Annotated in this window: 9 protein-coding genes; 2 read left to right on the forward strand and 7 right to left on the reverse strand. The window is 34.2% G+C overall.

Going from position 1 to position 17,421, the window contains the following annotated elements:
- Positions 1 to 79 precede the first annotated feature (79 nt).
- The 4 genes from ACXHHC_RS12120 to ACXHHC_RS12135 form a co-directional block, all read right to left on the reverse strand.
- Positions 80 to 3,265 carry a glycoside hydrolase family 2 TIM barrel-domain containing protein gene (locus ACXHHC_RS12120; protein ID WP_458226640.1) on the reverse strand — a complete coding sequence of 1,062 codons (3,186 nt, stop codon included), beginning with the start codon at positions 3,263 to 3,265 and terminating at the stop codon, positions 80 to 82.
- Positions 3,266 to 3,289: 24 nt separating this feature from the next.
- A complete protein-coding gene (locus tag ACXHHC_RS12125; RefSeq protein WP_458226641.1) occupies positions 3,290 to 5,128 on the reverse strand; it encodes a sulfatase-like hydrolase/transferase in 1,839 nt (612 codons plus the stop codon).
- 17 nt (positions 5,129 to 5,145) lie between these two features.
- The gene (locus ACXHHC_RS12130) at positions 5,146 to 6,645 is read right to left on the reverse strand and encodes an arylsulfatase (protein WP_458226642.1); all 1,500 of its coding nucleotides are present in this window, start codon (positions 6,643 to 6,645) and stop codon (positions 5,146 to 5,148) included.
- A 73-nt stretch (positions 6,646 to 6,718) separates the two neighbouring features.
- Entirely contained in the window at positions 6,719 to 8,413 is a 1,695-nt protein-coding gene (locus tag ACXHHC_RS12135) for a hypothetical protein (protein ID WP_458226643.1), read from the reverse strand.
- 303 nt (positions 8,414 to 8,716) lie between these two features.
- Between ACXHHC_RS12135 and ACXHHC_RS12140 the strand changes: the two genes are divergently transcribed.
- Together ACXHHC_RS12140 and ACXHHC_RS12145 are read left to right on the forward strand one after the other, a co-directional pair.
- Complete coding sequence (locus ACXHHC_RS12140) at positions 8,717 to 9,979, forward strand: putative DNA modification/repair radical SAM protein (protein WP_458229253.1); 1,263 nt, start codon at positions 8,717 to 8,719, stop codon at positions 9,977 to 9,979.
- Entirely contained in the window at positions 9,979 to 10,749 is a 771-nt protein-coding gene (locus ACXHHC_RS12145; protein ID WP_458226644.1) for a TIGR03915 family putative DNA repair protein, read from the forward strand. Before ACXHHC_RS12140 ends, ACXHHC_RS12145 begins: the two co-directional genes overlap by 1 nt.
- Before the next feature lies 1 nt (position 10,750).
- Here ACXHHC_RS12145 and ACXHHC_RS12150 read toward each other — a convergent pair whose 3' ends face one another.
- The 3 genes from ACXHHC_RS12150 to ACXHHC_RS12160 all read right to left on the reverse strand — a co-directional run bounded on the left by ACXHHC_RS12150 (position 10,751) and on the right by ACXHHC_RS12160 (position 17,418).
- Positions 10,751 to 11,677 (reverse strand): glycosyltransferase family 2 protein, encoded by a 927-nt coding sequence (locus ACXHHC_RS12150; protein ID WP_458226645.1) that lies wholly within the window; start codon positions 11,675 to 11,677, stop codon positions 10,751 to 10,753.
- A 103-nt stretch (positions 11,678 to 11,780) separates the two neighbouring features.
- A complete protein-coding gene (locus tag ACXHHC_RS12155; protein ID WP_458226646.1) occupies positions 11,781 to 14,480 on the reverse strand; it encodes a glycoside hydrolase in 2,700 nt (899 codons plus the stop codon).
- A gap of 253 nt (positions 14,481 to 14,733) precedes the next feature.
- Complete coding sequence (locus tag ACXHHC_RS12160; protein ID WP_458226647.1) at positions 14,734 to 17,418, reverse strand: carboxypeptidase-like regulatory domain-containing protein; 2,685 nt, start codon at positions 17,416 to 17,418, stop codon at positions 14,734 to 14,736.
- Positions 17,419 to 17,421 lie beyond the last annotated feature (3 nt).

Consider the following 17,421-nt stretch of genomic DNA (forward strand, 5'->3'; position numbering starts at 1 on the left):
TTACAAAATAAGCATACTTTGTCAGTAGCCTCGGTAACACCTGTAGGTTTTTTGTTTTTAGCGTAAGTTATTGTTCAACTTATTTAAAACTCAACGTAAAGTCAAACTCATAGGTTTTTATTGGTAATAAGTATTGCTTTAATGGCTTTGGACCACAACTAGCATTTCCTAATCCAAGCATTTTAGCATCTAAACACAAGATAGTTTCTTTTCTATCTTTTAAGAAAGCAGGTCTACTAGCCTTAATTAAATCCAAAGCATCGTAATGCAATGCCGAGAAAATAAAAGGTTTGCTAGCGTCTACTTTTATACTTGGTTTTTTATGATTTTTAAAAGAAAGTGCTAATGTTCTAACATCCGAACGAGCTCCATTTTCTTGAGGTACTATATACGGAGTAAATAGGTTGGTAACAGTAGATGCGTAATTTCCTAAGAAAGCCGATTCATTACGATCTGGATAGTTTTCTTGTGGTCCACGACCGTACCAGTTTACGTTTTCTAGCCCTTGTACCAACCCTAGTTTGATTCCCATTCTAGGCAAGGTTTCTAAGCTTTTTCCTCCTGTTGGAGTTACTTTGTTTTTTAGTGTAATTTGCCCCTTTCCTGTAATGTTATAAGTACATTCGTGTGTAAAGGTAATAGAGTCCGATTTGAACTCTTTGACAATGTTTACAGCCACCAAAGACTTGTTTATCTGTTCTGATTGGATAGAAATTACTTTTTCTGTTAATTGGTTTAAGTTGGCTGCTTTCCAGCCTTTTTTATAATGATTGTCATTTTCAATAGGAGCACGGAAGATGTTTAATTCTGGTCCTGTAACTTCTCCAGATTGCGCTATCAACTCCTTGTTGTTTGCTACAATAGAAGTAATAATTCCGTTGGTTTTATCAAAGCGAACTTTAAATCCTTTACTACGGGTGGTAATTTGATTGTTGTTTTCTGACAACACAATCGATCCAGCAGCTTTTTTGATTTCAGGTTGATGCGCTTGTAAAATAATTTCGTCTTTAGCTACTTTGTATCCAGCTTTAGACCAAGCAGTAGCATTTTTTAAAGTATAGCTAAATTGAAGTGTGTATTCAGAAGTGTTCTTTAGTTTTGGAATAGCTATTGAGATTTCTTTTGTGTCTCCCGGCTTAATATCAAGAGTGACTATGTCCCCTTTTTTAATAATGGTTCCATTCTTTAACAATAGCCAAGTACCATTGAATTCATTTAGATTGGTAAAGTTGTATTTGTTTTTAATGGCAAATACATTTGGCTTTCCTTCTACAGAAGTTGTACTTATAAATTGTTGGGCTTTTTTAACTTCTAGTAAAGATGGTTTAGGAGTACGATCTGCAAATACAATTCCTTTTGCACATTCGTTGTCTAATTTCCATGTTTCAGAAAAGTCTCCGTTTACAGGAAGGCTATCAACAGGATGATAATCTAAACGGTGACTGGTACGAGTTTTTCCATTGGGCATTTTCTCATCATAGGTTTGGTTTACCCAATCCCAAATATAACCACCTAAGAAGGTAGGAGTTTTTTCTACCACACGCCAATATTCGCCAAAGTTACCTAGTGAGTTTCCTTGTGCATGTGCGTACTCAATCATTATATAAGGTTTGTTGTATTTTGGCTTTGCCCAAAAACTTAATAGTTTCCAGTGTTTTTGTTTAGGATCGTCTTCTATAAACGGATACATAGAGCTATTCAAATCAAAATAATCTTTTACATCCCACATATCTGTTTCACGACCATCATAAGAAATTAAACGAGTAGGGTCAAAACGACGAATGTAGTCACTCATTAAGGCAAAGTTTTTACCATAACCAGATTCGTTTCCTAAAGACCAAAAGATAATAGAAGGATGGTTTTTAGAACGCTCTACCATAGCTACAGCACGATCTAATGCCGTGGCCAACCAAGCAATGTCACTTCCTGGTAAAGAGTTTCCGCGAATAGAATAATCTGGAGATTCCAAAGCCTCATCCATTACATATAGCCCATATTTGTCACATAGTGAATACCAACGAGGGTCGTTAGGATGATGGCTAGAACGAACCGAATTGATATTGTGTTGTTTCATTAGCAAAATATCTTGAATCATAGATTCTTCGGTCAATGTTTTACCGTAAACGGGATGAGATTCTCCCCTGTTAACACCTTTAAATAGAATCGGTTTTCCGTTGATGCAAACCTGTAAATTTTTCATTTCTATTTTTCTAAAACCAAACTTACACTCAGATATATCTAATGTTTTTCCATCAGTATCTACCAAAGTCATTACAATGGTATATAAGTTAGGATGTTCTGCAGACCATTTTTTAGGATTCTTAAGAGATACGGATCCTTCTAAAATACTTTCAGCTCCCGGAGATCCTTGTTTCCAGCCCATTTTTTTGGTGCTGAATTTTGATCCTGGTAATAATACTCCATTGTCATCAAAGATTTCGATGTTTACTTTTTGTCCTTTAAGAATTGCATTTGTATTGTTGTAAATTTTTAAAGAAGCTCTTAGCTCAGCATCTTGGTAGTGTTCATCTAAATCGGCAGCAAAGTAAAAATCCTTGATACGAATGTCTGGCTTACTTTGTAAGTATACATTTCTAAAAATCCCGCTAAAAGTCCATGTGTCTCCAGACTCTAAATAACTCCCCGTAGACCATCTGTAGACTTGTACCGCCATGGTGTTTTCTCCATCTTGTAAATAGTTACTGATGTTAAAAACAGAGCTTGTCATAGAGTCTTCATCATACCCAACGTATTTTCCGTTAATCCATAAATGAAAAGCACTAGATACTCCATTAAAATGCAAAAAGGTTTGTCTGGTTTTCCAGTCAGCAGGTACGGTAAAAGAAGTACGGTAACTCCCTACGTGATTATCTTCCTTAGGTACTTCAGGAATTTTAATGGTTCCTTTGCGAACCTTACTACCAATTCCACGATGAGAAGGTACTCCATAGCCGTTACGCTCCCAACAAGAAGGTACAGGGATGGTTTTCCATGCGCTATCATTAAAAGTAGTTTTATGGAAGTCTGTTGGTTTGTTGGCAACATCTTTTGACCACTTAAATTTCCAATCGCCATCTAAGCTTTTGTAATAAGGAGAACTTTTGTAATCTCCTTTTAAGGCAGAGCTAGCATCCGCATACACAAAATGTGTAGTAGCATGAGGTTCTGTACCTACGGTATATACCTGTTTGTCTTTTCTAAACTCTTGTGCATGTACAAGAGTATATGAAATGAAGCTGAAAATTAGTAAGATTATTTTTTTCATTATTTGTGTTTTTAAGGGCTTTTTTTATTCTATGGTTGGAATAATTACTGTTGGGATTTTTAGTTTTTTATCATCAGCGTTTGGAGAGAAATTACTTATTTTCCATAAGTTTTTGTGTTTCCAATCAGATTCAATACGATGATCTCCTAAAACAATATTTCCTAGTTTTTTTCTAAACCAATCTGCTAGTTTTAAGTAGTTAGCGTTATAGGCTACATTGTTTTGTTCGTTTTTATCTGTGCGTAAATCATACAAAGCCATTTCTGCTTGTTTAGGATTACAAGTTAAATACCATTTTGCGTTTATCACTAAATCTTTTGCCGTGGGTTTTCCATATCCTTTTCGTACACGCATAGAAAATGCAAAATCTTTTCCTCTTATGTAGGCTCTGTCTCCAATGGTTTGATTCATTTCTCCCAGAACATATTCACGAGGTGCTTTTTTTCCATTTACCACCTCAGCTAAATTGTAACCGTCTAAATATTTGTATTGTTTTGAGTTTACATCTTCTCCTGCTGCTGCAATAAACGTTGGAGCAAAATCTACAAACTCTACGTAGCTATCTACAATGCTATTAGCAGGAAATTTCTTTTTGTCTGATGATGCTACAATAACCGTAGTGTGATTAGACGAATGATACGGAGCAAATTTAGACGTAGAACCTTGTTCTCCCAACTGCCAGCCATGATCTCCACAAGCCATTAAGATTAAATATTCTTGTTGGTGTTTTTTACAATACTTTTTAAAAGCTTTAATAGCATCACCAATCATTTGATCCCCAAAGGCACAGAAAGCATAGTAATCACGAATCATTTGCTGCTTTTCTTTGTAGGTTAGACCATCTATTTTTTTCTTTTTGTAAAGGTCTTGTAATTGCTTTGGTAATTTTTGAACCTCCTCTTTAGAGAAATCAGGGATTTTATATTTTTTACCCTCAAACTTTTTTCTGAATTCTAAAGGTGGTAAGACAGGTGTGTGTGGAAAATGATATCCCAAATTGATGAACTGTGGTTTGCTAGTATCAGGTCCGGTTTTCTTTCTATTATCTAATCCTTTGTATGTTTTGTTAGGATTGTTTAAGTAGTTTTTAAAGGCTTGTGTAATCTGTGCATCTAACATTTTTTCGGTAGGCTGAGAAGCAATTCCACCAATAATCATGGTTCCACTTTGGCTTGTGTAGGCACGTAAAATATCGTGATCTTTTTTTAGTTGTTTTCTAATTTTGATGTCTTTTTCGGAAAACTGGCCATCTTTACGTTCTATATAAAATGCTTTTTTAGATCCATCTGGGTAAAACCATTCTTCTACCTTTCCAGCCACTTTACCATTCTCTCTTCCTGCTTTAAAATAATATTCAGATTTTCCCAATCGTTGTAAGTCTTTCTTTTCAACAGAAGTTTCGTAGAATTTAAGTGCTTTAGGCTTTTTTCCTTCTCCCTGCCAGTTGGCAATACGGATTCCCAATTTACCAAATCGGGCAGTATTGTAACCTTTTGTTTGCATTAGGTGCGGAGTAACAGGGTTAAAAAAATCTGTTCCGTTGTGCGTAGGTTCAAAGCCATAAATTCCTGAGTGATGTGGATATTTACCTGTAATCATAGACGCTCTAGATGGAGCACAACCTGGAGAGTTGCAATAGGCATTGGTAAATAATACTCCTTCTTTGGCAAACGCATCAATATTAGGAGAAGATACATATCCCAACGGGCTTTCTTTTGTTCCATACACAGCTTTGTTAAAACAAGAGATAGCATCTGCTCTCTGGTCGTCGGTAACAATCCAAAGAATGTTAGGTTTTTGAGCGTGCAGTAGTTGGCAAGTAATTACTAGTATCGCAGCTGGTAAAAATTGTTTTATTTTCATTTTTAATTTTTGGTTGTTTATCTATTAAATGGTTTGAACCATTCATCAAATAAAGCTTTTAGTTCTTTTGTTTTTTTAGGCATTTTCTTTGCAAGGTTGTTCGTTTCTGTAGGATCTTCGTTTAGGTGATAGAGGTCCCAAGTCTTGTTGTTGCCATGTTTTACAATTTTCCAATCTCTATATTCCATTGCCTTTCCTTGTCCGAATTGCCAGAAAATTGGTTCTTGTCTTTTTAAAGTGTTTCCTTTTAGGACAGGTAACAAACTGACTCCTCTCATTGGAGTGATTTTTTGTTCTTTATACTTTTTGGGGTATTTAGCTCCAGTAATATCAACTAAGGTTGCCATAATATCCACAAAGTGTCCTGTAAAATTAGAAAAGCTATTTCCTTTGATGTGTTTTGGCCACCAAGCAATCAAAGGAGTGTTGATACCTCCTTCATAACTGTATTGTTTGTAAAAACGAAAAGGAGTATTGCTGACATTCGCCCAGTTTTTTCCTAGAGAAACCCAACGATCCATCCCTCCAATTTTACCTTGGTCATTATCGTCTTTGATGTTTACAACAAAATGAGAAGCTCCATTGTCTGAAACAAATAAAATAATAGTATTATCTAATTGGTTTGACTTTTTTAACTTTTGGATGATTCTTCCTATGTTTTGATCCATTCGATCAATCATGGCAGCGTATACTTCCATTTTTTGAGCCTCAAATGTCTTTTGTGTGGAACTTAAATTTCCCCATTTTTTGTGCGTGGCTTTTGATAACTTATAAGTTTCATCAATTAAACCTAATTTGTGTTGTTTTTCAAAACGAGCTTTTCTGATGGCTCCAAAACCTTGATTGTATTTTCCTTTGTATTTGGCTATGTCTTCTGGCCAAGCCATTAACGGATCGTGAGGAGCTGTATACGCCAAGTACAAAAAGAATGGTTTTTTCTTTTGAGTAGCATCCTCAATATAGTCTACAGCATGATGTGTAAAATAATCCGTCGTATAAAAATCTTTTTCTGGCGGTGTATATCCGTAAAAAAGTTTGTCATCAATACACCAAGCCCTGTTAGATCTTTTATTCGCAGGTTTTAACGCTCCTTCTTTTTGAGGTCCTGGATTGAAGTAGTTACAACAACCATCTTTTAAACCATAGTATCTATCAAAACCTCGGGTAATTGGGTTTTCTTTTCCATGATGTTTACCACTCCAATAGGTAGCATAACCAGCCGTACGCAACACTTCACCAATGGTAACTGCGTTGGTGATTGGGTTTGTATGCGTTTTGTTATAACCACAATCATGTGCATAAACCCCCGTGATTAGACTCGCTCTAGAAGAAAAACACTTAGAAGTGTTATGGAATCGTGTAAATCGCATTCCCTCAGTTGCTAACTTGTCTAAGTTGGGAGTTTTGATTTCACTACCATAGCAACCAATATCAGACCAACCCAAATCATCTGCTGAAATAAGGATGATATTGGGTTTTTTATTTTGCGCAATTGATACTACACTAAATAATAGCATAGCTAGGTTTAATCGTGTTATAAATCTCATAATTCGATCTTGAATTGATATAGTGAATTATAGGTTGCTAAAATTAGTTTACTTCTTTGGTAAGTAGTTGTTCTAGTTGTTGAATAGAGGTAATAAATGGTTTGTTTCCTTGACAATGTATAGACTCGTAATCAACATATAGGGTTGGACAGTTAGAATTGTCTCTTTTTAGCTGAAACCATTCGTCCCATTTTGCTTTGTAAGTATTAACAATGGTTTGAGCTTCTTTACGGTCTAATGCCTCTCCTTTTAACTCCATTCGAGCAAATAGAATCTGTGTACGATAAATTAATTCTATCAATTCGTACTTAATACGTCCGTAGGTGGTAGATACTTTTATGAAGTCCTCATCTTCTTTGTTTGGAAGTTGTATGCTGTTTGCCAACTTTTCCATTTTATACCAGCTCTTTAAGTTTTCTTTCTTTTCTGCCAACACTTGTTTATCAACCCCTTTCTTAACAAAAACTCCCATATTTAATGCGGTAAAGAAATGATCGCGAATCCACCAAGGGGAAGTTCTTTGAATGCTAGTCGCTTGTCCTTTGAAAACTGCATCTACGGACAACATACAAAGCTCACGCAATTTTTTAATATTCTTAGGAGTCATCTGTAACACATTCTTTGCGTAGTCGTTAAAAATATCTTCTTCGGACTTTAAAGGATGTTGTGCAAATTGTTGAATCACATGTGCATTTAAATCCATCCAAAATTCGTTTCCAAAATATGGCCCAAACCAACCATCTCCCCAAGTCCAAGTATAAAATCCTTTTACTTGCTTGTTATTGTATAGGTCACGAATCCCTTTTTTCTCTTTCATTTCTGGCCATCCTTCAATCACTCCTTGACCTATGTAATAAGGGTGTGCATTTCTACCATACATCCCCGCTTGATTGATGGAAACTTCTACAATTTGTTGATGTTTACCAATACCTAAGGTTTTGTTAAAGGGCAACCCTCTTAAAAAATCTCCGTTCACATGTTTGGTAGAAAAATACAAGTTAGGATGTGGTGCTACCGCATCTGTAATCTTTAAATAGACTTCTGGTACTAGGTGAAACTTTCTTTTAATCTTTCCCCAGTCCCACGTTCTGTAGAATATCTTTTTGTTTCTTTTTACACAAACTTCTTCTCTTAGAATATTGATGATTTTTGCATGATCTTTTGGAGTGTAAACAGGTCTGTTTCCTACATGAAAAGGGGTGTCGTGTAAATAGGTCTCTCCAAAACGAATGGTCAATCCTCCTAGTTCTGGGAATTTCTTAAAAATTTCTGCAATTTGAGCTCTTAAAATTTCTTGGGTTCTCTTTTTTTGAATGGATAACCTACCATCAATTTTCATTTCATCCCCATATTTTTCCATTACCGATTTAGGTACAACCAATACATCGGTAAAAGGATAGATAGGCATGTCGGAACGTAGTGCATTGTCTAATTGAATTCTAATGTCTGCTGCTTTACGTTCTATCCATAATTTTTCTGGAGTTCTGTTCGGAACTAAATTGTACTCATAGTCATCATAAGTAACAGCACATTGAATTTCGAATTTTGGAGCTTGACCATTATAGCCTAAAGTTTTAATGTAGGCAGGTTCTGTATACTTGGTGTTGAATCTTGGTTCGCCCGGATTGTGATGAACCATGTTGTATAAAATAGGATATCTTTCGGATGCTTTTTTAACTTGAGCTGATAAAGACGATAGTTGACTTATTAATACTAGTGAAAAGAGAAATTTATTCATTGTAAGTGTAAAATACTTGGTTTTTAAAGAAATTAAAAGACGATGTGTTTTTCTTATAGCAAAGCATGAAGTTCAGAAAAAAGAATGTTATAAAGAGACAGAAATTAAAAATAACCGATAATAGTAACCGTTAATTTTTATTGTAAGTGGTTGTTAGTTAGGTTTTTTTTGTTTTGTTGGGGTGTTGGCTTTTACAAATGCTGCAGCGTTTTTTAATATTCTAAATAACGGTTTCTTGTGAATAAATGTTGTTCTGTTGCATAGGTGCAAGCTACCTTTATGTCTATAAAAGTTTATCAAATTATGTCTTTTGATCGTATTCAAGAAAAATTAAAAATATTGGCAGATGCCGCTAAGTACGATGTTTCGTGTTCATCTAGCGGAAGCAATCGAAAGAATCAAAATAAAGGTTTGGGAGATGCTTCTAAATCTGGAATTTGTCATACCTATACGCAGGATGGTAGGTGTGTGTCTTTGTTAAAAATATTGTTAACCAATTATTGTATTTTCGATTGTGCTTATTGTGTTACACGTAGTAGTAACGATATTAAAAGAGCAGCCTTTAAAGTGCAAGAAGTGGTTGATCTAACCATTAACTTTTATCGTAGAAATTATATAGAGGGACTGTTTCTAAGTTCAGGGATTTTTAAAAGTGCAGATTATACCATGGAACGATTGGTTGCGATAGCCAAGAAGCTAAGACTAGAAGAAAATTTTAATGGATACATTCATTTAAAATCCATTCCAGGTGCCAGCGATGAGTTAATGAGAGAGGCGGGTTTGTATGCAGATAGATTGAGTGTGAATATTGAAATTCCAACCAAGCAAGGTTTAAAGTTATTGGCACCAGATAAAAATCAGGAAGACTTTTTAAAACCAATGAAGAAGGTTAAGAATGAAATTATTCAGTACAAATCGGAACGAAAAATTATAAAGAGTACACCTAAATATGCACCAGCTGGCCAAAGTACACAAATGATTGTGGGTGCTACTGGAGAGAACGATATGCAGATTATGAAAACATCTAATTTTTTGTATCAAAAATATGGAATGAAAAGGGTGTATTATTCTGGGTATATTCCTATTAGTTACGATGAAAGGTTGCCACAAATAGGAACACCAGTACCTATAATGAGAGAGAATAGATTGTATCAAACAGATTGGTTGTATCGTTTTTATGGTTTTAAAATTGATGAAATTGTGAACGAAACACATCAGTTTTTAGATTTAGATATTGATCCTAAATTAAGCTGGGCTTTAAGAAATTTACATGAATTTCCTGTAGATGTTAACAAGGCAGATAAGAGAATGTTGGCGAGAATACCGGGTGTTGGAATGAATTCAGTTGGGAAAATATTACAAGCACGTAAGCATAGGAATTTAACTTGGGATCATTTAAAGAAGTTAGGAATTGCACTAAATAGAGCACAATATTTTATGGTTTGTGCCTCTAGTGAGTTTGAGAAAAGAGATTTAACAGCAGATAAAATAAAGGGCTTTATTATGCAACAGTCTAAGAGTAAATACAGTGCTAGCTTTAGCAATCAGTTATCTCTATTTAGTTAATGGTAAATCAGCTAACATACGATGGAACTTTTGACGGTTTTTTGTCCCTTGTTTTTGCGGTCTATGAATTAAAGCTAAAAGGACCTATTCATATCCAGCAACAAGGTGTTCATCAGAAGGGTTTGTTTGGTGAAGAATTAGAGATACTAACTGAAAAAGAAAAAGCCGACAGAGTTTGGAAAAAGATTAAAGAAAAAACAAAAGGGCTTGCTAGTTATAGATTATATGTTGCTTTTTTGAGTGAAGAGAATGGTGTTGAGGAAGATTTGTTAAGGGCCATACAGTATATTATTGCTTCTAGGGAAGATGTAGGGTCAGATTATAGTCATCCATCTATTTTAAAAGTTAGTGAGTTGGCAAAAAGTGTAGGACGAGAGAAGCATAGAATGGAGGCTTTTGTCCGGTTTAAATTAACCAAGGATGGTGTTTATTTCGGGAATATTGAACCAGATTTTAATGTATTGCCATTGATCAGTACCCATTTTAAAAATAGGTATGCAGACCAACAATGGATTGTTTACGATTTAAAACGTAATTATGGTTTGTATTATGATTTAAATAAAGTGGAAATTATTCATTTAGAGTTTGGTACTAACTTTAATCCTAGTCACACATCATCAGAAATATTTAGTGAGATTGAATTGGAGTTTCAACAATTATGGAAGGATTATTTTAAGAGTACAAATATCGAGTCAAGAAAGAATACCAAATTACATGTACAGCATGTTCCAAAACGTTATTGGAAGTATTTAAGTGAGAAACAACCTTAGCTTACTTAAATACAGTAAAATTAAAACCTAGAGAAAAGAATTGTTGTTTTAAAATTTGGAGAAGTCTTAATATAAAGCTAGGAAGTTTTAAAAGTATTTTTTGTTTCCAGGTTAGATTTTCTGGGTTGATTAGTTGTATTAATTTGTTAAAAGAATCTCCGTAACCTTGTTCTTTAGCTTGAATGGCTAAAGCATAACGATTTATATCGTAATATTTTTTAGCACTAAGATTTTCCTTTTCTTTTGTCATCAATTTTTCAAAGCTCATTTTTTCTAAATAGTTAGTGGTGTTAGAAAGGCTTTGAAAATTACCAATTACATTTACGGTTATTAAAGGGCTAAAAACGATAGGGTAGTGTAATCCTATTCTTATATATAAATCCGTGTCTTGTCCACTTTTGATATTTCTGTCAAAGTTTCCACAAGTGTCAAATACATCTTTGTGTATAACCGAAGAAGGGGTTAGTATAATACAATCTATATAGCTTGCCTCAAAAAAATTAGTAACCAAGTCAGCTTTGTTGCTTATCTCTATAGAATAATTTCGTGGAATTATTGTTTGGTTGATTGTTTTAATAGTATTTGTGGCAAAGACTTTTTCATCTGGATATTTGTCAATCAATCGAGACATTTCGGTCAAATGATTTGGCATCCATAAATCATCGGCATCTAAAAAAGCAATGTAATTGTATTGCGCTTGTTCTATTAAGAAATTTCTGGCTGCTGCAGCTCCAATGTTTTTACCAGTAAAGGTTTTTATTCGTGGGTCTCTAAAAGAGTCTATTATAGCTTGGCTGTTATCTGTAGAGCCATCATTTAGTAAAAGTAACTCAAAATTAGAGTGCTTTTGATGTAATACGGATTCTATAGTTCTATGTAAGAACGTTTCTTTGTTGTAAACGGGCGTAACAATAGAAAATGGAATCATGTATTTTTTTCGATGGTATTAAAGTTAGAACAAATATATCAATCTAAAAACAACAAAGCCTTATCTGTTATAGATAAGGCTTTGTTAAAAGTAAAAGTGTTCTTTATTTTTTTAAGGGCAGTAATGCAGTGTAAATACCAGAAGATTCACATGCAACCCATACACGGTTTGGTGTTCCAGAATCAAAGGTTACTCCTCCAATCATCATTCCTCCTCTACCTTGGTTAAATTTTATCCAGTTTTTACCTCCGTTGGTACTGTAAAATGTTCCTGCATCTTTTTTGTTGTTGCTCCATGTTTCACGAGTTACTACCATTATTAGGTTTTCGTTAAAAGGACTTGTAGCAACATGCGAAACAAAAGGGTGTTTGTTAAAGATCTTTTTCCAACTAGAAGCTTTGTATTTTCCGGTTGTCTTGTAATCTGCTACCCAAACACCACCATCACCTTCTTTTTCAATAGCACCATTTCCACCTCCTGTAATATATATTTTAGTAGGTTTACCGTCTTTGTTTTGTAGTACTACATCCCAAACAGATTTAATACCACTAGGAATTTGAACGTTCGACCATTCTTCAGCTCCGTTTTTAGTAATATATAAACCTCCGTCAACAAATCCAGATTCTCCTTGTGGAGCTCTGTATTTTCTTACAGCTGCATATAAGGTTTTTTCTCTTTTAGGATCCATAACAAAAGACTTGATAGCAGCACTACCGCTTCCGTAAACAATACCTTTTTTACTACCACTTCCAGTTTCAGGTAAGTTGTTGTTTACACATTTCCAGGTTTTTCCTTCGTCTAAAGATTTGTACAAACCTTTTCTAGATTTTGGGTTAAAAATACGAACCTGTCCCATTGGTCGGTTATCGTTGTCTATGATTTCTGCAACTGCATACATTGTTTTTCCATCAGAAGCAATGGTTAAGTCGGACCAGTAAACAACTTGCATTTTAGGAACGATTAGTGTTTCTTCTACATTTATGGGTTCGCTAATGTTTTCTAGTTTGGTGCCGTTTTCTGTAATTTTCACGAATTTTCCTGTACGTGATGACATTGCATAGAAAATAGTAGGATCTGTTGGATGACAAGCTACCGTAGTTGGAGTGTAGTATGGTTGTCCTGGTGCCCATCTTTTTCCCTTGTCTTTTAATGCGGGTATAATTTTAGCTCCAACAATTCCTGGATAGTCAGGATGGGTGTTGTTAGAAGATTTCCAAGCAGAAAGTTCGTATTGCAATAAAAACATTTCTCCAGGGTGGTGGATGTCTGGAATTACATTAAATGCTCCAGTATCTGCATTTCCATGCCCATAGTACCAACCGTCCTTGTAAGTGTTGTCTACACTTGTCCATTTGTCGTTCTTAGAGTTGTATTTTACAGTATGGTATCCTTTTACAGTAGATGCATATAAAGTTCCGTCTGTAGTTATTGCCATGGTACGAACTGCTCTTCTTCCGTATTTTAAATGATCTGGGAATTTCTTTTGATGTATTTGTAAATCTACATTTCTACCAGTATGATTGGGTTGTTTTTCTTTCCAGTAAGCATCTTCTTCAAAACCAATACCGGGTCTAAGAGCTGCAAACCAAGTTTTACCTCCGTCTTTTGTAGCCCAAACAGCTCCACGCACAGGTTTGTTTTCAAACCCTCCCCATACAGACATGTATACTTTGTTTGGATTTGTAGGGTCACATAAAATATCTGTATAGTATTGTAAGAAAGAAGCGGGTACTTTAGTCGTTACTTTTGCTTTTCTATCCAATCCAAACCATTTTTTAATCATCCAACCAAAGATTTGCTTCTGAACTTTAGTCTTTGTTAAATCAATAAATAAGTCTTTTGATGTGTCGTCCCATCCGGAATTGATACTGACAGTTTCAGGAGTGATAGTTTTATATACTCCTCCTTTTGAAATTAAACTATCTCCATTTAATTGATACGTTGCTTGTTCTAAAACATAAATTGTTAAAGTCTTACCATCCCATTGATAATCTGCTTTGGTTGGACCTTTGTGTAGTTTTTCCCAGTTGCTTTTAGTGTTTGCTTTCCTGTAAAATCCAGATGAGGTGGCAGCAAACAACATGTCTGGGTATTTAGATGTATTTGGATGACAAATGATGTCGAAAACGGCAGACTCAGTATCCATTCCTTTATTAGGAATAGGTTTTATAGTTCTGCTTTTTTCTGTAATGTTTGTTATTTTCCAAACTTTTGCTTCAGATTTCTTTATCCCTTTTAAAGGATTTGGATTTACTCCTGTTCTAATATCTTTAGTGTCTAAACCAACACCCATATACCATGTCCCTTTTTTTGTTGGGTGTGGTTGAGCTGTATATAAGAAAGATTTAGGCCCTTTACCAGATTTAAATTTTGAGATTTTGGTGAAATTGTATCCTCCATCAGTGCTTAGATGAATATCCGACCTTTTTAAGCTAATAACCACATTGTTGTCTTTGTGGTCGCTCATTACACAGACATCACTTAATGCATTTCTTTTTGACCAAACACCGTTAAAAGGAATATTAGTTTCCCAATGTTTTCCTCCGTCTAACGTGATGTAGTCATTTCCCATATCTGGTGCAACCCATAGTTTTTTAGGATCTACTTTGTCTGTATAAATAGCTCTATTGCTTCCAGACATACCTGGGGCTACTTGTCTCCAGTGGCCTTTAGTAGATGCTTTTTGTTGGGCTGTGCTAAATTGAATACATAAAGTTAATACCACGAAAGTTAGTAACCACAATAGCTTATTACTATTGAGTTGAATGGATACTATTGGTAGTTGCAATTTGTTAGAATACATTTTTCAGTTTTTATGTTTGATGAAAAGAATCTATTTGAGATCTTCTTTTTTCCGTGTGGATGAGAATATCAAAAAGGTAACCAAAAATAATGTTAGATGTAGAATAACAACTGTTCTATTGTCTTTTGTAAGTAAATATCTATGTGTTTTTTAACGGAAACGTTACCAAAATGTAGTTTTATAAAAAAAGAAAAGCCAATACTATTTGTCTGAACAAGCGAGTATTGGCTATATTGATGATGTGTTAAAAAAATTACAAATCGTATTTAATACTCAGTATAATATATCTTGGTTGTACAAAGTACTCACTAGTATTTGTAAACTGAACATTGATATTGTCTCTGTTTAGAGATTTGTTGTTTAGTAAATTGGTTGCAGATAATTTATATTCCCACTTACTGTCTCCTTTTTGATAAGAAAGACTAGCATCTAGAAAACTGTATTTGTTTAAGGTTCTTTCTTGATCTTGGTAATTAGAATAGGTATAGCTAGAACTGAATAAGAAACCATTTAAGAAATAAGCATCCATGTTTACAAAAGGGCTGTGGGTGTAAAATGTATTGTTGTTATTTCCTTGATTATATTTGTTTATTCTAAGGTTGTAACCAACTTCAAAATTTGGTGCTTTGTCAAAATTAGAGCTAAATTTAGAACGATAGTTTTGCGTAAAAGTTTCATTTATATTTACTTCTTCTCGTACAAATTGGTTGAATTTACTATAGTTAAAGTTTGCACCTAAAGATCCTTTAATATCTCCAATAGTTTTCTCTAAGCGACCGTTAAAAGTAAGTGTTTCGTCTTCAAAATTAGAATTAAACGGACTAGAAACCTGGTTGATAGATCCGGCTAAAGGGTTTAGTCTGTTTCTAATTTGATTGCTTTTCTTATTATAGTTAATAGCAGCAAAGATATTTGTGTAGTTAAACATGTTAAAACTAAAGAAGTTTAATCTAAAATTGTGGTTTAACTGATTTTCTAATTCGCTGTTTCCTTTAAATAAAGAGTTGTAGTTGTTAAAAACAAATGCTTCTGCTAATTGGTTTACATCTGTAAAAGTGTTTTGCATGGCATAGTTAAAAACAATGTATTGCGATTTTTTTAACTGAATTCTTGTGTTAAAATTCGGTAGAAATCGTACAAAGTTATCTTCTACAGTTCTATTTAATTGCTCGTTTTTAGTTTGATATTTATGAATTGAGAAACCGGGTCTAAAAGTAAAAATACCGGCTTTTAAGGTGTATTTTGCACCTATATAAGCATCGTTAAAATGGTATTTTACATCATTTATTGCAGATATGTCTCCTTCTGGGGTTGGTGCTAGGCTACTATTGTCGTCTAAAATTTGTAGAATTTCAGAATTAAAACGTTGGGTACTCATCATTCCGGCAAGCGTTATATTTAGATTGCTTTTGTCGTTAATCACGTACCAGTAATCTAACTTACCATCAAATTTATCTGTTTTTATTCTCTTGTTTTGTTCTAGGTTATAGCCTGTTGCAGAATCATCTAAATTTAGAATATTAGCAAAGCCAAAAGGACTTGCTTCGTCTAGAATAGCGTTGTAAAAAGGATCTTCTTCTTGGAATAAAAATTGAACTTCAGCGGCAAAAATGTTTTTCTCGTTTAACGTATAATAGTAATTCAGGTTAGAATTAATGTTATAAGGATTCTGACTTTGGGTTTCGTCTATGTTTTGTAGTATAGAAGAATAAAAGTCGTTTACTTGTGTTTGCTTAGATATTTTGGCAAAAACATCAACATCTAAATGATTATTACTGTTAGGAATGTATTTAGAGCTTAGTTTAAATAGACCTAAATCAGATTTTTGATGGGTGTTACTTTGGGTGTTTTCTTCAGAACCATTATTAAATGTTTTAACAGAGGTTTGTTCAATTTTAGTTTCATTACCCGAGTAGATCGCAAACCCACTGATATCCCAAGTTTTTTTAGGGGAGTAGTTAAAGTTAGCAGCTCCAAATTTGGTATCAATCTCTTTGGCTCTGTTGTTTTGTAGGGTTAAGAAACCAATGTCGTTAGAAGCTACATTAAAATTGGTTCCACTATTTCTATTGGCACCTCTAAAACCACCTGAGAATTTAAAATAATCTTGTCTGGTAAAAGGAACTTCACCAATATTGTTATAGTCTGTAATAACATTAAGACTGTATTTAGGGCTGTAGTAGAAAAGCTTAGGATGTGCAATAAATCGTTCGTTCAAACCAGCACCTGCAGTTACCTCTCCAAACCAAAAGTTCTTTTTTCCTTCTTTTAGTCGAATATTTATAGCTATACTTTCTTCGTTATTTCTAACATTTTTTAACTGACTAACTTCGTCGTAATTCTTTAAAACTTCAATTTTGTCTAAAGCATTGGCTGGAATGTTTTTAGTAGCTAATTTAGAGTCTCCATCAAAGAAATCTTTTCCTTCTACCATTACTTTTCTAACGGCAACACCATCTACTTCTATTTCTCCATTGTCATTTACTTCTACACCAGGTAACTTGTTTAAAACATCTCCTAATTTTCTGTCGGTTTTATTTTTAAAAGAATCTGCGTTGTAAATTAAGGTGTCTCCTTTTATTTGTACAGGCATTTCGTACACCAATTCAACTTCGTCTAAAACATTGTCTGCTTGCAGGTTAAAGTGCTTTGTGATGTCCTTGTCTTTAGTGGTAAGAGGAAACTCTTTTGTTTTCATACCTATATAACTAACTTGTAGTATATAGCTAGCGTTAGATTTAAGGTTTAGTTTGTAAAATCCTTCATCGTTAGTCATGCTATAGGAGTCTAGCATTTTGCTTGCTTGGTTAATAGCAACTACATTTGCTAACACCATAGGTTTGTTAAGGCTGTCTTTTACGATACCTTGTACTTTTATTTGGCTAAATCCAGTAAAACAGATTAGGAATAGCAATAAGTTAATATATACTGTTCTCATTTT

It is taken from the genome of Wenyingzhuangia sp. IMCC45574, assembly GCF_054182685.1.